Raw genomic sequence first — 20,954 nt, 5'->3', positions numbered from 1 at the left:
GATCTCCTGGTACTGCACGGAACCATCGTGCCACGGCGACCACATCATGGGCGAGGGATCTCGACATGCGGGCGGCCGGCGCCCGGCGTCCAGGTGGCCCCGGCGAGGTCCGCGCGGAAGCCGAGGGCCGCGGCCACGGCGAGCACGACCAGCACCGCGACGGCCCAGCGGCGCCCGTCGGCCGCCAGCGGGTTGACCACCCGGGACACCGGCCCGCGCACCCGCGAGCCGCCCGGGCCGAGCCACAGCGAGCCCGCGAGCACGGCGCCGCACACGAACAGCGCGAGCTCGAGCCCGGTACCGATCGCGTAGCAGACCAGGGCCGCCGCCACCGCGAGGCCGAGGCTCCACAGCGCGAGCAGCCCGGTGCCGGGGATCGACTGCACCAGGTGCCAGGGCGCCGCGAGCAGCAGCTGCACCCCGTCGTACCACTTGCGGCCGCGGTACTCCCGCCGCTGGTCGCGCGCGGACCCCGCGAGCGAGCCGCTGCGCAGCAGCCAGACCACGATGAGCATCAGGGCCGAGGTGAGCCACGGGTACGCCGCGGACCCGGCGCCGCACGCCGCCGCGAGGCCGGCCAGCAGCGTGCCCCGCCGGAGCCGCTCGGCGACCGGCACCTTCGCGGCGGCCGGCTCGTACGACGTCAGCGCCAGCGTGTGCGGCTCGGCCGCGTCGTGCCCGGGCCAGACGTCGGTCTCGTCGTCGGCGGCCGCCTGGGAGGCGAGCGCGAGCGGCACCGTGTACGGGTCGTGCGGCGGCGCGGTCGGTGGTGCGGTCGGCGGCGGCGCGCCGGCCCGCTCACTGCGGCGGGTCGTCAGCGGGCGCAGCCAGGCGAGGAGCTGCTCGAGGGTGGGCCGTTTCCGCGGCTCGGGGTCCAGCGCCGCGGCGACCACCTCACGCAGGTCGTGCGGCAGGCCGTCGAGGTCGAACTGGCCCCTCCTGACCCGGTCCATGATCGCCATCGACGGGCCGCGCCCGAACGGTGGGTGGCCGGTGCCGGCGTACGCGACCGTCGCCGCCCAGGAGTGCACGTCGGTCGCGGCGGTGGCGTCCTCGCCGTACAGGATCTCCGGGGCGAGGTAGCCCGGCGTGCCGAGCAGCCAGCCGGTGTGCGTGAGCTTCGGGTCGTCGGCGACCCGGGCCAGCCCGAAGTCGATGAGGATCGGGGTGCGCCCCTCCATCAGCACGTTGGAGGGCTTCACGTCGCGGTGCAGGACGCCGACCGCGTGCACCGACGCGACCCCCTCCGCGAGGCAGCCGGCCAGCCAGTACAGGTCGCCGGGCTCGAGCGGGCCCTCCTCGATCACCAGGTCGTGCAGCGACAGACCGGGCACGTAGCGGGTGGCGACGTACGGGATCTCCGCCCAGGGGTCGGCGTCGACGATCTCCGCGACCCACTGCGACCGGATCCGCCGCAGCGACCCCACCTCGCGCTCCAGCCGGCGGCGTGCCTCCTGGTCGCCGACGATGTGCGGACGCAGCACCTTGAGCGCGACCCGCGGGCCGGCGGGCCCGCGGCGAGCCAGGTGCACGACGCCCATGCCGCCCTCGCCGAGCTGGCTCAGCAGCGTGTAGCCGCCGACCGTGCGGGCGGACGGCCCGCCGGCGGGGGAAGTCGTCACGCGCTGAGGCTACCCGCCGCACGACCGGGTGCCGGGCATCCCGCTGACACCACGGAGCGTCGACTACTAAGGTAAGCCTTACCTATTTCGAAGGACGCGCCATTGACCACCACCACACGGACCCCGACCGGGGCTCCCGCGACGGCCCGGGTACGCCGGGGCTCGGCCCGCGGGCTGGTCCTCCTCGCCGCGCTGCTCGGTCTCGCGGTCCTGCTGAGCCTGGCCGTCGGCAGCCGGGCGATCGCGCCGGACACGGTGCTCCGGGTGCTGCTCCGGCCGGACGGCTCGGACGCGTCGACGATCGTCCACGACCTACGCCTCCCCCGCACCGTGCTCGCGATCACGGTGGGCGCGGCGCTCGGGATCGCGGGCGCGCTGATGCAGGGCCACACCCGCAACCCCCTCGCGGACCCGGGCCTGCTCGGCGTCGAGGCGGGTGCGGCGTTCGCGGTCGTGATCGGGATCCACGTCTTCGGGGTCGCCGACCTGACCGGCTACGCCTGGTTCTCGCTGGTCGGCGCCGGGCTCGCGGCGGCGGCGGTGTTCGCGATCGGCTCGACCCGCGGTGGGCCGGACCCGGTCTCGCTGGTGCTCGCCGGGTCCGCGGTCAGCGCGCTGCTGTTCGCGCTGACCCAGGTCGTGGTGCTGCGCGACATCGAGACCCTGGACGCCTACCGGTTCTGGGCGGTCGGGTCGGTCGCGAGCCGCGGCCTGGACGTCTTCTGGGAGGTCCTGCCGTTCCTCGTGGCCGGCCTGCTGCTCGCGGCGGTGAGCGCCTCGACGCTCAACCTCCTCCAGCTCGGCGACGACGTCGCGGTCTCGCTCGGCCTGCATCCCCTGCGGCACAAGGCGATCGGCGTCCTCGGCGTGATGCTGCTGACCGGCGCGGCCACCGCGGCCTGCGGCCCGATCGGCTTCGTCGGACTCGTCGTCCCGCACCTGGCGCGGTACTTCGCCGGGGTCGACTACCGCTGGGTGATCTCGTACTCGGCACTCGTCGGCGGTCTCCTCCTCGTCCTGGCCGACGTGCTCGGCCGGGTCGCGGTGCGCCCGGCGGAGCTCCAGGTCGGCATCGCGATGGCGCTCGTCGGCGGCCCGGTCTTCGTCCACCTGGTCCGACGGACCCGGATGGTGCGGATATGAGCACGCTCAGCACGACGTTCCGCGCCGGGCCGGTCTCCTGGCTGGTCCCGGTGCGCGCCGGGCTGGTCGCCAGCGGCGGCCTGCTCGTGCTCGCGGCGCTGGTCGCGCTCGACCTCGCCCTGGGCGACTTCGACATCTCCCTGCCGGACGTCGTCCGCACCCTGCTCGGCGGCGGCGACGCCGGCCAGCGGTTCGTCGTGCTCGAGCTGCGCCTCCCCCAGACGCTGGTCGCGGTGCTCGTCGGCGCCGCGCTCGGCCTGTCCGGCGCGCTCTTCCAGACCTTCGCCCGCAACCCGCTGGCCAGCCCGGACATCCTCGGCGTCACCCGCGGCGCGGCCCTCGGCGCGGTCGGCGTCATCGTGCTGTCCGGCGCCGGCGGGTACGGCGGCGGGCTGGTCGCCGGCACCCTCCAGCAGGTCGGTGTGCCGCTGGCGTCGTTCGCCGGTGGCCTGCTGGCCGCGACGCTGCTCTACCTGCTGTCCTGGCGGCGCGGCATCGACGGCCAGCGACTGGTGCTGGTCGGCATCGGGCTCAGCGCGGCACTCACCGCCGCCACGTCGTGGCTCCTGGTGAAGGCCCGCATCGAGGACGCCGCCAGTGCCCAGGTGTGGCTGAACGGGTCGCTCAACGCGCGCGGCTGGGAGCAGGCGACCCCGCTGCTGTGGACGATGGCCGCGCTCGTGCCGCTCGCGCTGCTGCTGGCCCGCTCGCTCAACGCCCTGCAGCTCGGCGACGACCCGGCCCGCGGACTCGGCGTCCGGCTCCAGCTGACCCAGCTGCTCACGCTGGTCGCCGCCGTCGGCCTGGTGTCGGTGTCGGTCTCCGCGGTCGGCCCGTTGGAGTTCGTCGCGTTCGTGGTCCCGCAGATCGCGCTGCGCCTGACCCGCGGGTCCCGGCCGCCGATGCTCGCGTCGATGGTCCTCGGCGCCTGCCTGGTCGTCGCCGCCGACCTCACCACCCGGGTGCTGCTCCCGTTCGCCCTCCCCGCCGGGCTGGTCACGGCGGCGATCGGCGCGCCGTACCTGATCTGGCTCCTCCTCCGCACGAACCGAAGGGTGACCGCATGACCGACCACCGCCTGCGCACCGAGTCCGTCACCGTCGGGTACGGCGCCGAGCCGGTCGTCCGCGACCTCAGCCTCGCCGTCCCGGACGGCCGGGTGACGACGATCATCGGCCCGAACGGCTGCGGCAAGTCCACGCTGCTGCGCACCATGGCCCGGCTGCTCCGGCCCACGAGCGGCCGGGTCCTGCTCGACGGCGAGCCCGTCGACGCGGTGCCGACCCGCGAGGTCGCGCGGCGGATGGCGCTGCTGCCGCAGAGCCCGGTGGCGCCCGAGGGTCTGCTCGTGCGCGACCTGGTCGGCCGGGGCCGGCACCCGCACCAGCGCTGGTTCAGCCAGTGGTCCCCGGAGGACGAGCGGGTCGTGGCGCTCGCGCTCGCGCTGACCGACACCGCCCACCTGCGCGACCGCCCGCTCGACCAGCTGTCCGGCGGCCAGCGGCAGCGGGCCTGGATCGCGATGACACTCGCCCAGGACACCGACCTGCTGCTGCTCGACGAGCCGACGACGTACCTCGACCTCGCCCACCAGGTGGAGGTGCTCGACCTGGTCACCCGCCTCAACCGCGAGCGCGGCCGGACCGTGGTCATGGTGCTGCACGACCTCAACCTCGCGGCCCGCTACAGCGACCACGTCGTGGTGATGAAGGACGGGGTCGTCGTCACCGAGGGCGGCCCGCACGCGGTGTTCACGCCGGCCCTGCTCGCCTCCTGCTTCGGCCTCGACGCGGACGTCCTCGCCGACCCGCGCACCGGCCTGCCGATCGTCGTGCCGGCGCTCAGCGCAGCCGGCCGAGGTAGCTGCCCGCAGCGCGCAGGTCGCGCAGCCGGCGCTCCCAGGTGACCCCGACGACCGTCAGCAGGGTGCCGGCCGAGCCGATCAGCGCCCACTGCGGGACCTCGGCGGCGTACGGCGCGAGCTCGCGCAGCACGACCGTCGCGCCGACGGCGGCGCCGACCAGCAGCGGCGCGTTCCAGCGCAGCTGCGCCCCCGCGACCACCAGCGCGAGGCAGCCGAGCCCCAGCAGCACCGCGCGCGGGCCGAGCGGGTCGTCGAGCACCCACAGGAGGGACGGCACGGTGGCGAGCAGGATCCCGGGGCCGAGCGCCGGCCCGGTCGGCGACCCGGGGTGGCGGCGGAGGTGCACGAGCCCGACGAGGACCAGCGCGACCGCGGTCGGCAGGGTGTAGGGCTCGGGGGCGGTGACGCCGACGTCCCACAGCCGCACCCAGGTCGCGGCCACGAGGAGCGCGCCGCCCAGCCAGCCGAGCGGACGGCGGCCGGGGTGGACCAGCGCGCTCACCGAGACCAGGGCGCCGGCGACGGTGAGGTGCACCGCCAGCGACGGGTGCCCGTCGACCGCGGCGGACGCGGCGGCGAGGGCCGCGACCGCCGCCGAGGCCTCGATCTCCGGGCGCGGCCGGGCGATCGCCAGCAGGCCGACGAGCACCAGCACCGGGACGCCCCGGAGGCTGACATCGACACCCGCGACCTCGCACACCACCCAGAGGAGGCCGGCGGCCGACACCGGCAGCAGCAGGCCGCCCCAGACCTGCTGGTCGACCCATCCCCAGCGGTGCAGGGCCGCCGCCGTCGCGACCAGGACGCCGAGCACGGCGGCCGTGAGGACGTCGCTCGGCAGCGCGACGATCAGGCCGACCACGACGACGGCGACGCCCGCTACCGACTGGATCAGCCCGAACGCGCCCTCGTGGCGCAGCGACTCCGCGGCGAGGGCCGCGCCGAGGACCGCCAGGCCGGCACCCAGGGTCCAGACCGGCACCGGGTGCAGGGCGAGCGTGGCCAGCGCGGCGAGCGCCAGCACACCGGCCGGCAGCTGCCAGCGCGGCAGCTCGGGGAGCACGGCGAGGAGCGCGGCCACCAGCCCGGCGACGCCGAGCAGGAGCAGGAGCGGCGCGGCGGCGGGGTCCGGGTCACCGAGCCGGGCGGTGACCGGTTGGCCGAACGGCGTCTCGGTGCCGACCGCGTTCGCGAGGGCCTGGCCGACCAGGGTCACGACGATGCCCGCCACGGGAAGGGCGGCCACCACCATCGACGGCCACGCGACCACCCGCCACCCCGTCGGCACGGCCGACGCGGCCAGGGTCCAGGCGACCAGGACGCCGAGGCCGACCACGCCGACAGCGGTGGCGCCCTCGTCGACGGCGGGCAGCGCCGCGGTCACGGTGAGCAGGGTCGCGGTGGCGGCGACGGCGTACCGGTCGCCGCCGGCGTACCGCCGGACGAACGGGATCACCAGCAGCGGCAGCAGGGCGGCGACCAGCAGTGCGGCGCCGCGGCCCTCGGCCCACAGCGCGTGCAGGCTCGGGCGCTCGGCGGCCCGGTCGAGGCCGGTGAGCAGCAGGTCCAGCCACCAGTACGACGCGCCGGCGGCGGCGACGAGCAGCAGCGGTGCGAGCCGCCGGACCCGCGCGACGGCGGCGAGGCCGGCGTGCGCGAGGACGACCGCGGTCGGGACCAGCGTCGCGTGGCCGGTCGCGGTGAGCACTCCCCCGCCGAGCGCGGAGAGCCCGAGGATCCCGATGACCTGGGGCGCCCCCAGACGGGTGACCAGGGCGAGCCCGAGGCCCGCGGCCAGCACCGCCGCGCCGAGGACCGCGACCAGCTCGTCGATCGTGAGGTGACCGAGCCACCCGGCCCGGTCGGCGCCGACGACGTCGAGGGCGAGGAGGCCGAGGCCGACCGTGGTCAGCGCCTCGCCCGCGACCCGCAGCTCCCGGCGGCCGAGCCAGGCGCCGAGGCCGCCGGTCACCACCGTCAGCCCGGTCAGCACCGCGGTCCGGCCGCCGATCCCGAGCGACGACCAGGTCGCGACCAGGAACGCGACGGCGGCGACGAGGAGGCAGAGAGCCCCGAGGCCGAGCAGGATCTTCGGGACCGACAGCGTCGACACGGCGGGCGGCTGCCGGACCGGCGTGACGGGCGGCGGGGGCGGAGCGGCGGCGGCGCGACCGATCCCTGGGACAGGACGCGCAGCTGCGCGAGGAGGTCGTCGGCGGTGCGCAGGGTCGCGAGGAGCTCGGTGGCCAGCGGCACCCGGAGCAGCAGTCCGCAGCGCGGGCAGGCCGAGGCGTCGACGGGGAGCCGGGACGAGCAGCTGGGGCAGGCGAACGGGTCGGCGTACGGCATGGTCCGAGCCTCGCCGGGCCACGCCCGGCGAGGCATCGGTACGCGTACTCAGATCACTCAGGCGGCGGGCGGCTCGGTGGCGGGGTCGCCGTCCGCGGCGGCGGCGAGCTGGGGCACGTACCGGTCGAGCAGGTACGGGATGCTCAGCGGGGTCACGAAGCTGTGCGCGACGTAGTAGCTGCCGTCGGCGTCGCTGATGTCCACCCAGCGGCCCTCGTCGTGCGCCGGGGTGCGCTCGAAGAGCGTCCGCACCTGCCGGTCGGCGCCGAGGTCGAGCCAGACGGCGACCCCGATGTCCCCGAGGTCGGAGGTGCGCTCGGAGCTCAACGCGACGCCGAACTCGCTGTCGTCGGCGCCGGTGATCAGCGGGTGCAGGTCGAAGCCGAGGTCCCGCAGCATCCGGGAGCGCGGGTCCTCCGGGCCGTAGAGGAACAGCCCCTCGTACGGCGTGACGACCGCCGCCGTCTGGCCCCGGAACTCCGGGTGCGCCTTCGCCTCGTCGGCGATCCGCTGCTCGACCTCCGCGATCAGGGCGCGGGTCGCCTCCGGCCTGCCCACCGCGGTGCCGATGGTCAGCGCCGCCTCGTCCCACGGCGTGCCGTAGTCGGCGTAGTCGCCGTTCTGCGCGACGACGGGGACACCCATCGCCGACAGCTTCTGGTAGTCCTGCTCGGTCAGGCCCGAGTACTGGCCGATGATCAGGTCCGGCGCGAGCGCGGCGACCTTCTCGATCTCGACGCCGTTGGTGTCGTGCAGGACGGTGGGCAGCGGGGCGTCGCCGAGGTGGTCGCGGGCCCACGGGTAGATCCCCTGCAGCTTCTCGTCGCCGAACCAGTACGTCACGCCGACCGGGACGATGCCCAGCGCGAGCAGCGTGTCCTGGTCGGTGAGCCCGAGGCAGACGACGCGTTCCGGCGCCTTCTCGATCGTGGTCTCGCCGTACTTGTGCGCGATGGTCACCGGGAAGGCGGACTCCTCGGGCGCGGCGTCATCGGGGCCACCGGCGTCGGTGGCGGTCGCGTCGGCGTCGTCGCCGCACGCGGCGAGGACCGGCGCGAGCGCCAGCACGGAGAGACCGGCCAGGAAGCGGCGACGGGTATGGTTCATGGGCTCACCCTTCTAGTTAGGTGAGCCTTACCTTACTTGGTCGAGTCAGGTGATGCGGTGCATCCAGCCGAACGTGTCCTCCGCGCGGCCGTACTGGATGTCGACCAGCGCCTGCCGCAGCCGCATGGTGAGGTCGTCGGAGCGCGGGGCCGGGGCGGAGCCGCCCTCCCACCGGAGCTCGCCGACCGGGGTGACGACGGCGGCGGTGCCGCAGGCGAAGATCTCGGTGATCCGGCCGCTGGTGACGCCCTCGCGCCACTCGTCGATCGAGAACTTCCGCTCCTCGACCTGGTGGCCGAGCTTGCCGGCCAGCTCGATGATGCTGGAGCGGGTGATGCCCTCCAGGATCGTGCCGGTCTCCGGGGTGACGATGGTGCCGTCGTCGTGCACGAAGTACATGTTCATGCCGCCGAGCTCCTCGACGTACCGCCCCTCCTGGGCGTCGAGGAAGACGACCTGGTCGCAGCCCTGCGCGGTGGCCTCCTGCTGGGCGACCAGCGAGGAGGCGTAGTTGCCGCCGGTCTTGGCCGCGCCCATGCCGCCGCGGCCGGCGCGAGTGTACTCCTCGGTGAGCCACAGCGTGACCGGCTTGACGCCGCCCTTGAAGTAGGCGCCCGCGGGGCTGGCGATCACCATGAACGTCACGTGCTGGCTGGGCCGGACGCCGAGGAACTTCTCGGTCGCGATCATGAACGGCCGCAGGTAGAGGCTCTTCTCCCCCGCCGGGTCCGGGACCCAGCGCTGGTCGATCTCGACCAGGGCGTCGACGGCCTGGAGGAAGTCGTCGATCTCGAGCACCGGGAACGCGAGCCGGTGGCTGGAGCGCGCCATCCGCGCGGCGTTCTCCTCCGGGCGGAACGACCAGATCGACCCGTCGTCGTGCCGGTAGGCCTTCATGCCCTCGAAGGTCTCCTGCGCGTAGTGCAGGACGGCGGTCGCCGGGTCGAGCGTGAGCGGGCCGTACGGCTCGATGCGCGCGGCGTGCCAGCCGGCGTCCGGGGTCCACTCGACCGTGAACATGTGGTCGGTGAAGTGCTGGCCGAAGCCGGGGTTCGCGAGGATCTCCGCGAGGCGCTCGTCGGAGACCGGGGCGCTGGACGGAGTGGTGCTGATCTGCATGGGGGACAACTTAGTAGGACTTCCTAGGAAACGCGCGCGGCGATGGCGTCGCCGACCTCGGAGGTACGGCGGGTGGTGCCCGGCTCGCGCGCGGCCAGGTCGTCGATCACCGCGCGCTCGACGGCCGCGGCCGCGTCGGCGTACCCGAGGTGGTCGAGCAGCAGCGACACGGACAGGATCGCGGCGGTGGGGTCGGCCTTCTGCTGGCCCGCGATGTCGGGCGCCGAGCCGTGCACCGGCTCGAACATGGAGGGGGCCGTCCGGTCGGGGTTGACGTTGCCGGAGGCCGCCAGGCCGATGCCGCCGGTGATCGCGGCGGCGAGGTCGGTGATGATGTCGCCGAAGAGGTTGTCGGTGACGATCACGTCGAAGCGCGCGGGGTCGGTGGTCATGAAGATCATCGCCGCGTCGATGTGCATGTAGTCGACGGTGACGTCGGGGAACTCCTGCGCCACCGCCTGGGTGATCCGCCACCAGACGGATCCGGCGTGCACGAGGACGTTGGTCTTGTGGACCAGCGTGAGCTTCTTCCGCGGGCGCCGCTGGGCCCGCGCGAAGGCGTCGCGGACGACGCGCTCGACACCGAAGGCGGTGTTGACCGAGACCTCGGTGGCGACCTCGTGCGGCGTACCGACGCGGAGCGCGCCGCCGTTACCGGTGTACGGCCCCTCGGTGCCCTCGCGGACCACGACGAAGTCGACGTCGCCAGGGGCGGCGAGCGGCGAGGCCACGCCGGGGAAGATCCGGGACGGCCGCAGGTTCACGTAGTGGTCGAGCTCGAAGCGCAGCCGCAGCAGCAGCCCGCGCTCGAGAAGGCCCGGGGGCAGGTTCGGGTCGTTGGGCTTGCCCCCGACGGCGCCGAGGAGGATCGCGTCGTGCTCGCGGATCTCGCCGAGCACGGAGTCGGGCAGCACCTCGCCGGTCGCGAGGTAACGCTCGGCGCCGAGGTCGTACCGGGTCTGCTCGAACTTCACGGCCGCAGGGGACGCGACGTCGAGGACCTTGAGCGCCTCGGCGGTCACCTCCTGCCCGATCCCGTCGCCGGGGATGACGGCGAGCCTGAGGGAGCCAGTGCTGTTCGAGGAAGTCATGAGCCGGAGGCTAGTTGTCGTCGGGCCGCTGGCCGCCGTTGTCCCGCAGGTCGAGCGAGGCCTGCAGGGCGGCCTGCACGTTCTCGTGGCTGCGCGGGTTGTCCGGGTGGTGCTGGGCGGGACCCCAGTCGGGGTACATGTCGTACATCGGATTGCTCTCTCTCGTGTGGGTTCGTTTCGATATCAGGTGTCCCGTGCGATTCCCGGTACACCTGGAACGAAGATGATCCGCTCGAGAGAGCGATCGGCTCGTGGGTCGCACGAGCTGAGGGAGAACCATCAGGAAGCGGGTCACGCCTGAGCTGCTGGGCGCTCGGTCCGCGCGGAGACATCTTCGATCCAGATGTGCCGAGAGACCGTCAACGCCGAACACCGCGGCGAGGTGGCCTCTCTGTCAGGCCCCGCCGCGGCAGTCGATGAGTACGAAGACGCTCCGCATGGTGTAACGACCGTACGGGAGGCGGCGGCGCTCGGCCACGTCATTGCGCAGAGTGTTCGACATGCGAGACAACCGGTCCGTGATGACAGACTCGACGCCATGAGCGCCCCTCCCGAGCTGCCCGACGTCGTCGCACGTGCGTTCGACGTGTCCCGCAAGGCCGGGTACGTGTCGTTCTGCCGCAACGAGACCGGTCGGCTGCTCGCGACGCTGGCCGCCACCCGCGCGGGCACGATGGCCGAGTTCGGCACCGGCTGCGGAGTCGGCACGGCGTGGCTGCGGTCGGGCGTGCGCGGGGACGCGCGGATCCTCACCGCCGAGCTGGACGAGAAGCTCGCCGACGCGGCGGCCGAGATCTTCGAGGACGACCCGCAGGTCGAGGTCCTCTCGGCGGACTGGTCGACGCTGCTGGACAAGGGGCCGTTCTCGCTGCTGTTCCTCGACTCCGGCGAGCCGACCGAGGTGGGCGTCGACTCGATCGCGGACCTCGTCGAGGAGGGCGGCATCGTCGTCCTCGACGACTTCACGCCGTGCGAGATGTGGCCGCCGATCGCCTACGGGCGGGTCGACACGCTGCGCGAGGAGTGGCTGACCGACGAGCGGTTCACCGCGGTCGAGGTGATGGTGGCGCCGGATGCGTCGGCACTGATCGCGACGAAGCGCTGAGCTCGATCGTGAACGCCGGCAGCCAGAGCTGGGTGAGCGGTCCGATCGCGAGGGCGTAGAGCACGGTGCCGAGGCCGATGGTGCCGCCGAGCAGCACGCCGACGAGCACCACGGTCACCTCGAGGCCGGTGCGGACCAGCCGGATCGAGCGGCCGGTACGCCGGGCGAGGCCGGTCATCAGCCCGTCCCGGGGCCCGCGGCCGAGCTGGGCGCCGATGTAGAGCGCGGTGGCCAGGCCGCAGAGCAGGATGCCGCCGACCATCAGCCCGATCCGCAGGACCATCGCGTCGGGCCGCTCCAGGAGCGCCAGGGTGGCGTCGGCGGAGAAGCCGACCACCAACGCGTTCGACACCGTGCCGAGGCCCGGGATCTCGCGCAGCGGGATCCACAGCAGCAGCACCACGAAGCTCATCAGCACCACGGCCTGGCCGATCGTGATCGGCAGGTGCCGGATCAGGCCGGAGTGCAGCACGTCCCAGGGCGCGAGGCCGAGGTCGCCGCGGTACATCAGCGCGAGCGAGGCGCCGTACGCGACGAGCCCGACGTACAGCTGGGGCAGCCGGCGGCCGAGGCGGCCGGCGCGGAGCTGGGCGAGGGGGCCGAGGTCCACGAGGTTCACGCCGACCATGATGGCGGCCGATTGGCCTTCTCCTGAATAGCCAATCGTGGAAGAGTGGCCTGCATGACCCGCACCATCGGCGCCGGCCGGGTGGCCACCCTCGTCGGCGACTTCGACCGCTCCCCCGCCTACGCCGGGCTCGCCGAGGCGCTGGTGCTGCTCATCGGGGACGGCCGGATCGCCCTGGACACCCGGCTGCCCAGCGAGCGCGAGCTGACCGACGCGCTCGGGGTGTCCCGGACCACGGTCACCCGGGCGTACGCCGAGCTCCGCGACGCCGGGTACGCCGTCGCGCGGCGGGGCGCCGGCACGTTCACCCGGGTGCCGGGCGGGCGGGCGCGGGCGCACGACCGGGCGCTGCTCCCCCGGCCCGGCGACGACGACGCGATCGACCTCAACTGCGCGGCGCCCTCGGCGCCGCCGGGGCTGGCCCAGGCGTACGCCGCGGCGGCGGCCGACCTGCCGCCGTACCTCTCCGGCCACGGGTACTTCCCCGCCGGCCTGCCCGCGCTGCAACGCGCGATCGCGGCCGAGTACGACGCGCGCGGGCTGCCCACCGACCCCGACCAGGTCATGGTCACGCCGGGCGCGCTGTCCGCGGCGTCGATCGTGTCGCTGGCGTTCACCAGCCCCGGGGAGCGGGTGCTGGTCGAGTCGCCGACGTACCCGAACGCCACCGACGCGCTGCGGCACTGCGGCGCGCGGCTGACCGTCGCGACGGTCGACCCGGAGGGCTGGGACCTCGACGCGATCGGCTCGACGCTGCGGCAGACCGCGCCGCGGCTGGCGTACCTGGTGCCGGACTTCCAGAACCCGACCGGCCACCTGATGACCGACGCGCAGCGGGAGGAGCTCGCCGGCCACCTGCGCCGCACGCACACCGTGCCGGTGGTCGACGAGGCCCACCAGGCGCTGGCGCTCGACGGCCAGGAGATGCCGCGCCCGTTCGCGGCGTACGCGCCGGACACCATCACGATCGGGAGCGCCAGCAAGTCGTTCTGGGGTGGCCTGCGGCTGGGCTGGATCCGGGCGCCGCACGCCGCCATGGAGCGGCTGACCCGGGCGCGGGTCAGCCTCGACCTCGGGGCGCCGGTGCTCGAGCAGCTGGTGCTGGTCCACCTGCTGGCGGCGGCCGGGGACGTGCTGGCGGCCAACCGCGCCCGCCTGCGCGAGCAGCGCGACGCGTTGGTCGCCGCGGTCGGCGCCGAGCTGCCGGAGTGGACCTTCCGGGTCCCGACCGGCGGGCTCGCGCTGTGGTGCGCCCTTCCCGGCGCCTACGGCACCGCGGTCGCGGCCGAGGCCGAGACCCGCGGCGCGATCGTCGCCCCCGGCCCCGTCTTCGCCGCCGAGGGCGGCCTCGACACGTTCGTGCGGATCCCCTACGTCCGACCGGCCGAGGACATGGCCGAGGCGGTCCGCCGGCTCGCCGACGCCTGGGCCGCCGTCCGCGACCGGCCGGGGCGGCACGCCCCGACCGGCCGCGTCATGGTGGCCTGAGGCCGTCAGACGCTGAAGCGGCTGACCAGCCGGCCCAGGTCGTCGGAGAGGCGCGCCAGCTCGTCGACGGCGTGCTTGGTGCGGGTCACGCCCTCGGAGGTGGAGCCGGCGGCCTCGGCCACGCCCAGGATGTTCGCGGCGATCTCGCCGGACCCCATGGCGGCGTCCGCGACGTTCCGGTTCATCTCGTTGGTCGTCGCCGTCTGCTCCTCGACCGCCGAGGCGATCGTGGCCTGGAAGTCGTTGATCTGACCGATCACCACCGAGATCTGGCCGATCGCGTCCACCGCCTCCGTGGTGTCCACCTGGATCGCGGCGACCCGGCTCGAGATGTCCTCGGTGGCCCGGGCGGTCTCCTGGGCCAGCTCCTTGACCTCGTTCGCGACGACCGCGAAGCCCTTGCCGGCCTCGCCGGCGCGGGCCGCCTCGATGGTGGCGTTCAGCGCCAGCAGGTTGGTCTGCTCGGCGATCGAGGTGATCGTCTTGACGACGTTCCCGATCTGGGTCGACGAGTCGCCGAGCTTGGCGACGGTGCCGTTGGTCCGCTCGGTGACCAGCACCGCCTCGGCGGCGACCCGGGCCGCCTCGTTCGCGCTCTGCGCGATCTCGCGGATCGACGCGCCCATCTGCTCCGAGCCCGTGGCGACGGTCTGGACGTTCCGGGAGACCTGGTCCGCGGCCTCGGTGACGACGCGCGCCTGGGCGCTGGTCTCCTCCGCTGCCGCGGCCATGTGGTGGGACGAGTCGGCCATCTCCGCGGCCGAGGCGTTGAGGCTCTGGGCGGTGGTCGAGATGCCGCTGACGACGTCCGCCATGTGCTCGACCGCCGTGTTCAGCGCCTCCGCCATCTGGCCGGACTCGTCGCGCGAGGTGACCGGCACCCGGGTCGTCAGGTCACCGCCGGCCACGGCGAGGAGGCCGCGGCGTACGGCGCCCAGGCCGGCCAGCACCCGGACGGACACGCGCCAGGCCAGGAAGAGGCCGACGAGCAGCGTCACCAGGGCGACCAGGACCGTCGTTCGCTCGGTGGAGGTCCGGGTGTCCTCGATCGCCGCCCGGCTCGACACGACGTCCTTGCCGACGGCCTCGCGGAGGTCGTCCAGCGCCGTCGCGATCGTGTAGAAGATGTCCCACTTGGGGCCGCCGGAGACCTTGTCGCCCCGGTCCAGCTCGCCCTTGCGCCAGAGCTCGAAGATCTTGTCGTTGTACCCGAGGAAGGCCTGCCACTGGGAGTCGATCTCCGCCAGGCTGGCCCGGCCCGCCGCGTTGAGCGTGGCCGGGTCGAGGCCGAGGATCTCCTTCTCGAAGCCGGCGACGCCGTCCGCGTAGTTGGCCAGGTTGTCCCCGTCCACCGCGGCCGCCGCCGCGCCGCCGTCGGTGCGCGCCTTCCACGCCGTGATGTTCTGCCAGTTCGCGAGCCACAGCAGCTGGTAGCGGCCCCGCTCGACGCGCTGCTGGGTGGCGACCGCCTGGCTCCACTCCTGCTGGCGGTCGTCGACCGTCGCGCCCCCGCGCAGCGCGGTGGCGCCGACCACGGCGGTGCCGATGGCGAGGACGGCGACGATCGCGAAGATCCGGATCCGCAGGCTCAAGTCGTCGAAGGATCGGCGCACGTGCATGTGAGGTCCCCTGTTCCGTTGTGACGAGGCCCGAGTGACCTCCGGCGTCCTTCATCGACGGTGCGGGCCCCGACCTGATGCGGAACCGGCTCAGACCTTGACGAACCGGCGGCCGGGATTCTGGCAGGTCGCGCCTCGTTCGGCGCCCCGGGCACGGACCTGGTCACCTGGACGGCGCGCGGCGAGCGGGCCGACGGGTCGCCGTTCACCTGGGTCCACACCGACCACTACGCCAGCGCCACCGACATCGGGTACACGTGGCCCTGGGAGCTGCACGACCAGCTGAACCAGCTGATGACCAACGAGACCGAGACCATCACGATCGACTCGGTCACGATCGACTCGGTCACGACCGTCTCCCGGACGAACCCGGACTACCGGCACCTGCGGATCACCGGGCTCGAGACCCGGACGGGCGGCTCCTGGCAGCCGGTGACGCGGCGGGAGACCCTCCAGCTGAGGGCGGGCACGACGCAGCAGGTCCGGGTGGTCATGCGCTCCGCCGTGCTCGGGACCCGGTACCAGCGACTGGCGCTCACCGTCCCGGCGTCCGCGGCCGGCGGCTCCGGACAGCTCAGCATCAGCGGCGGGGACGACGTCTATGCCGAGGCGCCCTACGGCGCGACCATCGACCAGATGCTGGCGTTCTTCGAGCGCCAGCCACGCAACGACCAGGTCCTCACCCGGCTGTCGGTCTCGGGCATGCCCGCGGTCACCGCACGGCTGAGCCGCCAGGCCACGGTCGGTGGGGCGTACGACGTGCAGGTCGAGGTGACGGGCTGACCGCTCCGAGCGGAAGCCAAGCGCGAGTTGTCGCGGCGGGAGACCCTCCAGCTGACGGCGGCGCTGGGTCAGGCGGCGTTCCGCAGGCGGCGGGTGCCGGTGTGGTCGACGAGGTAGATCGCGCCGTAGGTGTCGCGCCAGAGGTAGATGCCGGGGAAAGGTTGTCGGCACTCGAAGTGGCCGTGGGTCTTGATGCGGTGGTGGGTGGTGGTCATCGGCCCGTAGTTCCCGATCCCGGACACGCCGTCTTGGTCGTGGGGGATGGTGTGGTCGACCTGCATGTGTGTGTCGGTGCAGGTGGCGTAGGGGAACACGTCGGCCGGCGTCATCAGACGCACGGCCTGGCGATGTCGGTCCGGGATCTCGTAGGCGTCGACCGGGGCTTGGCCTTCGATGTCAAAGACCGGCTGGATGGTGAACCTGGCCTTCGGCCCGAGGACGTCGCGGACCCAGTCCTCAGTCACGGGGCCGTGGCCCTCGACCCGGACGATGGGTTCGCGGTCGGGGCCGGCGTACATGTGCACGAACAACATCACCGTGGGCAGCAGGTCCGCGACATCGGGCAGGTTGGGAACCTCCGACGCCGTGGTCTTGGGGAGCTGGCTGCCGGTCATCAAGAACAGCACCGCGAGGACGCGGCGTTCGTCGTCGGTGGCGTCGGGAAACGCGGTCGCGAGGTGCTGGGCGAACGCGGTGACGGCGGCGTCGATGGCGTTGATGGTCGCGACGTCGGCGCGGATCAGGAACGAGGCCATCCCGTGGCCCTCGTTGGCCGTCTTCTTCGCGAACGCCGCTTTCGCGCGCCGTTCTTCCTTCTCCCTCGCCGCCTCGGGGGCGGCCTGGGTGACCTTGGCCTCGACCAGGGCCTCGAACCGGGTCCAGGTGATCCGCCCGTCCGCGGACTCCGCGACACCGGCGTCGACGTAGGCCGCCTGCTCGGGCGTCAGGTCGCGGGTGGCCTTGGTGACGTGCCGCGCGTACGAGGCCCGCACTTCGCCGGCCTGGACCCGGGCCCACAGCTGGGGGTGGCGGTGGTGCAGGTCGAGGGCGTCGGCGATCAGCTGCCGGCCCGCGAAGGTCGACCGACCGATCCGGGCCCCGAACGTCGCGGCGGCGAACTCGGTGACCTCCGGGGTCCCGGCGCCGCCGTACCGGCGGGCCTGCTCGCGGCCCGGCAGCGCGGCGGTCGCGGGGTCGAGGCGGTCGGGTGCGTGCACGATCGCCCACTGGTAGGCCAACCGGAGCAGGTCGGTCTCCGCGTCACGGATCGTGTCGGCGCAACAGGACGCGGCATCGAGGATCTGCTCCTCGGTCATCGCCTCCAGCGCTTCGGTCATGGGAACAGTCCAGCACCGGCCACCGACATTCAGGCTCCGAATCAGGCTCGAGATCCCATCATGTGAGACACTTTCCGAAACTTTCTTCGAGTCTTTACTTTCGGTGTGCGGCCACCCGCCGCCGGTGCGCCGGGAGACGGCCGCGACCACCCGCCCGTGGTTCCCGTCGTTGCCCTGTCGGTCGCAACCCCCGCCCACCCCCAGGCCGCGCGCGAGAGGCGGGGGTCTCGACAAGCTCGACCACCGGCGACGCAGACCGCGAGCCGGGAGCGGACCGCGACCACCCGCCCGCCGTCCCCGTCGCTGCCCTGTCGGTCGCAACCACCCGCCCACCCCAGGCCGCGGGCATGAGGCGGGGGTCTCGACAAGCTCGACCACCGGCGGCGTCCGACGCTCGCCGGACGGATCAGACCAGGTTGACCGCGCGCACCGACGCGGCGTCGATCGCGTGCTGGATGTCGGCGAGGGCGTCGTGCGGGATCGCGGTGTCGACCGACAGCGCGACCAGCGCGTTGCCGCCCGGGGCGGTGCGCGAGACCTGCATGCCGCCGATGTTGATGCCGGCGTCGCCGAGGATGTTGCCGACGGTGCCGACCATCCCCGGGCGGTCCTGGTAGGTGAAGAACGCGAGGTGCTCCGACGGCTCGATGTCGATGTCGAAGCCGTTGACCTCGACCAGCCGCTCCTTCTGCGCGATCCCGATCAGCGTGCCGCTCACCGACACCTGGGAGCCGTCGGCGAGCGTGCCGCGGACGGTGATCAGGTTGCGGTGGTCGGGGCTCTCCGGGTCGGCGACCAGGCGGACGGCGCAGCCGCGCTCGGCCGCGAGCAGCGGGGCGTTCACGTAGGAGACCTGCTCCTCGACGATGTCGGCGAACACCCCCTTGAGCGCGGCGAGCTCGAGCACCTTGACGTCGTACTCGGTGATCTCGCCGCGGACCTCGACGTCGACCTGCTGGGCGACCTCGCCGGCCAGGCCGGTGAAGACCCGGCCGAGCTTCTCGGTCAACGGGATGCCGGGGCGCACGTCCTCGGCGATCACGCCGCCCTGGACGTTCACCGCGTCGGGCACCAGTTCGCCGGCGAGCGCGAGCCGGACCGAGCGGGCGACGGCGATCCCGGCCTTCTCCTGGGCCTCGTCGGTGGAGGCGCCGAGGTGGGGGGTGGCGACGACGTTCTCGAGCTCGAACAGCGGGCTGTCGGTGCAGGGCTCCTGCGCGAACACGTCGAGGCCGGCGGCCGCGACCCGGCCCTCCTTGAGCGCCGAGTAGAGGGCCGGCTCGTCGACGATGCCGCCGCGCGCGGCGTTCACGAGCACCAGCGACGGCTTCACCCGGGACAGCTGCTCGGCGCCGATCAGGCCGACGGTCTCGGGGGTCTTCGGCAGGTGCACCGACATGAAGTCCGACTCGGCGAGCAGCGTGTCGAGGTCGACGAGCCGGACGCCCATCTGGGCCGCGCGACCGGCCTGCACGTAGGGGTCGTACGCGATCACCTTCATGCCGAACGCCGAGAGCCGCTGCGCGACGAGGACGCCGATCCGGCCCAGGCCGACGATGCCGACGGTCTTCTCGTACAGCTCGGTGCCGGTGTAGCGCGAGCGCTTCCACTCGCCGTTCTTCAGCGCGGCGTGGGCCGGCGAGACGTGCCGCGCGGCCGCGAGCATCAGGGCGACGGCGAGCTCGGCGGCCGAGACGATGTTGGAGGTCGGGGCGTTCACGACCATCACCCCGGCCTGCGTGGCCGCACGGACGTCGACGTTGTCCAGGCCGACGCCGGCACGGGCGACGACCTTGAGGCGGGTGGCCGCGGCCAGCGCCTCGGCGTCGATCCGGGTGGCGGAGCGGACCAGCACGGCGTCCGCGTCGACGATCGACCGGAGCAGCTCGTCGCGGTCCGCGCCGTCGCAGTGGCGGATCTCGAACTCCGGCCCGAGCGCCGCGACGGTGGCGGGGCTGAGCTCTTCGGCGATGAGTACGACGGGCATGCTCACAGCGGCGGTCCTCGACGGGGTGGAAGGCGATGACGGCACGACGCTGTGCTCCTCGCGACTGTACCCGACGCCCGACCGATAAGGACTGGCGTCCAGGGGGCGTCGCCGCCTAGCCTTCCGCGCATGGAGCTCTGAGACGTCCCTCGTCCCTTCCCGACCTCTCAGGAGCTCCCATGTCCTCGAGCACCGCGGTCGTCTCCGCGTCCGGCCTCACCTTCGCCTGGCCCGACGGCACTCCCGCGCTGCGCGGCCTCGACCTGCTCGTCGGCCCCGGCCGCTCGGGGCTCGTCGGCGTGAACGGCGCCGGCAAGTCGACCCTGCTGCGCCTGATCGCCGGGCTGCTGCGCCCCACGGCCGGGCACGTCAGCGTCGCCGGCGAGGTCGCCTACCTCCCCCAGGACCTCACCTGGGACGTGCACCAGCCGGTCGAGGAGTTCCTCGGCATCGGCGCCGTGCGGCGAGCGATCCGCGCCGTCGAGGCCGGCGACGCCGACCCGCTCCACTTCGACACGATCGGCGACGACTGGGACGTCGAGGAGCGCGCGGTCGCCGAGCTCGGCCGCCTCGGCCTGCCCGCCGACGTGCTGGACCGGCGGCTCGGCGAGGTGTCGGGCGGCGAGGCGACCCAGCTCGGGCTCGCGCGCCTGCTGCTCCGGCGCCCGGACGTGCTGCTGCTCGACGAGCCGACCAACAACCTCGACGCCGGCGCGCGCCACCGGCTCTACGACGTGGTCGAGGGCTGGAACCGCTCCCTCCTCGTGGTCAGCCACGACCGCGGGCTGCTCGAGCGGATGGACCGGATCGGCGACCTGCGCGACGGTTCCGTGCGCTGGTACGGCGGCGGCTACTCGTCGTACGCCGCCCAGGTCGAGGCCGAGCAGGAGGCGGCCCTCCAGGCGGTGACCAGCGCCCGGTCCGACCTGCGCAAGCAGCGCAACGAGCGGGTCGAGGCGGAGCGGATGCTCGCGAGCCGCAAGCAGGTGGCGAGGAAGGCCGAGCAGACCAAGGGCTACGGCAAGGCGCTGATCAACGCCAAGAAGCAGCAGGCCGAGGAGTCGGCCGCCCGGCACCGCCGGGTGCAGGACGACCGGGTCGAGCGGGCGCGCGGCCGGCTCGACGAGGCCGAGGCGCGGGTGCGCGAGGACCGCGAGATCCGGATCGACCTCCCCGGCACCGAGGTGCCGCGCGGGCGGCTGGTGCTCGACGCCACCGAGGGGCTGAGCCTCCCGGTCAGCGGGCCGGACCGGATCGGCGTCGTCGGCCCGAACGGCTCGGGCAAGACCACCCTGCTGCACCGCCTGGTCGAGCAGTCGCGCGTGCCGGTCGCGCTCCTCCCCCAGCGGCTCGACGTCCTCGACCCGGACGACACCGTCTACGGCAACGTCGCGCGCCGGGCGCCCGGCGCGGACGCCAACACGGTGCGGGCCCGGCTGGCGCGGTTCCTGTTCCGCGGGACCGCCGCGGACCGGAAGGTCGGCGACCTGTCCGGCGGCGAGAGGTTCCGCGCGACGCTGGCGGCGCTGCTCCTGGCCGACCCCGCGCCGCAGCTGCTGCTGCTCGACGAGCCGACCAACAACCTCGACTTCGCGTCGTACGACGCCCTGGTGTCGGCGCTGGCGTCCTACCGGGGCGCGCTCGTGGTGGTGAGCCACGACCCGGCGTTCCTCGAGGACATCGGCGTCGAGCGCGTCGTGGAGCTCGGCTGA

The 20,954-nt window shown here is 73.8% G+C and carries 17 protein-coding genes and 1 pseudogene; 8 read left to right on the top strand and 10 right to left on the bottom strand.

Translation table 11 applies throughout. From position 1 onward, the window contains the following. Positions 1–44: 44 nt before the first annotated feature. On the bottom strand, positions 45–1,622 hold the full coding sequence (locus tag ABD086_RS22960) for a serine/threonine-protein kinase (protein WP_343910570.1): 1,578 nt from the start codon (positions 1,620–1,622) through the stop codon (positions 45–47). Positions 1,623–1,724: 102 nt separating this feature from the next. Here ABD086_RS22960 and ABD086_RS22955 point away from each other — a divergent pair, with 102 nt between their 5' ends. Genes ABD086_RS22955 through ABD086_RS22945 form a run of 3 tightly spaced genes read left to right on the top strand, consistent with a single transcriptional unit; the run spans position 1,725 to position 4,671 of the window. Beyond that, positions 1,725–2,765 (top strand): FecCD family ABC transporter permease, encoded by a 1,041-nt coding sequence (locus ABD086_RS22955; RefSeq protein ID WP_343910568.1) that lies wholly within the window; start codon positions 1,725–1,727, stop codon positions 2,763–2,765. Continuing rightward, a complete protein-coding gene (locus tag ABD086_RS22950; RefSeq protein ID WP_343910566.1) occupies positions 2,762–3,832 on the top strand; it encodes a FecCD family ABC transporter permease in 1,071 nt (356 codons plus the stop codon). Before ABD086_RS22955 ends, ABD086_RS22950 begins: the two co-directional genes overlap by 4 nt. Next, complete coding sequence (locus ABD086_RS22945) at positions 3,829–4,671, top strand: ABC transporter ATP-binding protein (RefSeq protein WP_343910564.1); 843 nt, start codon at positions 3,829–3,831, stop codon at positions 4,669–4,671. Before ABD086_RS22950 ends, ABD086_RS22945 begins: the two co-directional genes overlap by 4 nt. On the opposite strand, the gene ABD086_RS22940 is transcribed toward ABD086_RS22945, so the two are convergent. The 5 genes from ABD086_RS22940 to ABD086_RS22920 form a co-directional block, all read right to left on the bottom strand. Further along, the gene (locus tag ABD086_RS22940) at positions 4,607–6,742 is read right to left on the bottom strand and encodes an SCO7613 C-terminal domain-containing membrane protein (RefSeq protein WP_343910562.1); all 2,136 of its coding nucleotides are present in this window, start codon (positions 6,740–6,742) and stop codon (positions 4,607–4,609) included. The two genes, ABD086_RS22945 and ABD086_RS22940, sit on opposite strands and share 65 nt — an antisense overlap. Before the next feature lie 293 nt (positions 6,743–7,035). Beyond that, positions 7,036–8,085 carry an ABC transporter substrate-binding protein gene (locus ABD086_RS22935; RefSeq protein WP_343910560.1) on the bottom strand — a complete coding sequence of 350 codons (1,050 nt, stop codon included), beginning with the start codon at positions 8,083–8,085 and terminating at the stop codon, positions 7,036–7,038. A 45-nt stretch (positions 8,086–8,130) separates the two neighbouring features. Then, positions 8,131–9,204, bottom strand: coding sequence for a branched-chain amino acid aminotransferase (locus ABD086_RS22930; protein WP_343910558.1), 1,074 nt, complete (start codon positions 9,202–9,204; stop codon positions 8,131–8,133). Positions 9,205–9,227: 23 nt separating this feature from the next. Beyond that, positions 9,228–10,295 (bottom strand): 3-isopropylmalate dehydrogenase, encoded by a 1,068-nt coding sequence (locus ABD086_RS22925; RefSeq protein ID WP_343910556.1) that lies wholly within the window; start codon positions 10,293–10,295, stop codon positions 9,228–9,230. Positions 10,296–10,305: 10 nt separating this feature from the next. Then, on the bottom strand, positions 10,306–10,434 hold the full coding sequence (locus ABD086_RS22920; RefSeq protein WP_343910554.1) for a hypothetical protein: 129 nt from the start codon (positions 10,432–10,434) through the stop codon (positions 10,306–10,308). Positions 10,435–10,833: 399 nt separating this feature from the next. Between ABD086_RS22920 and ABD086_RS22915 the strand changes: the two genes are divergently transcribed. Next, positions 10,834–11,400: an O-methyltransferase gene (locus ABD086_RS22915; RefSeq protein ID WP_343910552.1), complete on the top strand. Its 567-nt coding sequence runs from the start codon at positions 10,834–10,836 to the stop codon at positions 11,398–11,400. Here ABD086_RS22915 and yczE read toward each other — a convergent pair. Next, the gene (gene yczE, locus ABD086_RS22910; RefSeq protein WP_425571691.1) at positions 11,339–12,028 is read right to left on the bottom strand and encodes a membrane protein YczE; all 690 of its coding nucleotides are present in this window, start codon (positions 12,026–12,028) and stop codon (positions 11,339–11,341) included. The genes ABD086_RS22915 and yczE overlap by 62 nt on opposite strands. A 54-nt stretch (positions 12,029–12,082) precedes the next feature. Between yczE and yczR the strand changes: the two genes are divergently transcribed. Then, a complete protein-coding gene (gene yczR, locus ABD086_RS22905; protein WP_343910548.1) occupies positions 12,083–13,516 on the top strand; it encodes a MocR-like transcription factor YczR in 1,434 nt (477 codons plus the stop codon). 5 nt (positions 13,517–13,521) lie between these two features. Here yczR and ABD086_RS22900 read toward each other — a convergent pair whose 3' ends face one another. Continuing rightward, on the bottom strand, positions 13,522–15,135 hold the full coding sequence (locus ABD086_RS22900; RefSeq protein ID WP_343910546.1) for a methyl-accepting chemotaxis protein: 1,614 nt from the start codon (positions 15,133–15,135) through the stop codon (positions 13,522–13,524). Positions 15,136–15,429: 294 nt separating this feature from the next. Between ABD086_RS22900 and ABD086_RS22895 the strand changes: the two genes are divergently transcribed. After that, positions 15,430–15,918, top strand: coding sequence for a hypothetical protein (locus ABD086_RS22895; protein WP_343910544.1), 489 nt, complete (start codon positions 15,430–15,432; stop codon positions 15,916–15,918). A gap of 68 nt (positions 15,919–15,986) precedes the next feature. Here ABD086_RS22895 and ABD086_RS22890 read toward each other — a convergent pair whose 3' ends face one another. Beyond that, the gene (locus ABD086_RS22890; RefSeq protein ID WP_343910542.1) at positions 15,987–17,255 is read right to left on the bottom strand and encodes an HNH endonuclease signature motif containing protein; all 1,269 of its coding nucleotides are present in this window, start codon (positions 17,253–17,255) and stop codon (positions 15,987–15,989) included. A gap of 406 nt (positions 17,256–17,661) precedes the next feature. After that, on the bottom strand, positions 17,662–19,242 hold the full coding sequence (gene serA, locus ABD086_RS22885) for a phosphoglycerate dehydrogenase (RefSeq protein ID WP_343910915.1): 1,581 nt from the start codon (positions 19,240–19,242) through the stop codon (positions 17,662–17,664). 287 nt (positions 19,243–19,529) lie between these two features. Between serA and ABD086_RS25365 the strand changes: the two are divergent. Both ABD086_RS25365 and ABD086_RS25360 read left to right on the top strand, forming a co-directional pair. After that, positions 19,530–19,928: pseudogene (locus ABD086_RS25365) on the top strand (ATP-binding cassette domain-containing protein); the annotation flags it as partial. A gap of 111 nt (positions 19,929–20,039) precedes the next feature. Continuing rightward, on the top strand, positions 20,040–20,954 hold the full coding sequence (locus ABD086_RS25360; RefSeq protein WP_425571695.1) for an ATP-binding cassette domain-containing protein: 915 nt from the start codon (positions 20,040–20,042) through the stop codon (positions 20,952–20,954).

The sequence above is a fragment of the Nocardioides aquiterrae genome (assembly GCF_039526625.1).
Lineage (GTDB): Bacteria > Actinomycetota > Actinomycetes > Propionibacteriales > Nocardioidaceae > Nocardioides > Nocardioides aquiterrae.
The sequence above is the reverse complement of the archived record's forward strand: the minus strand, read 5'-3'. Positions and strand labels throughout refer to the sequence as shown.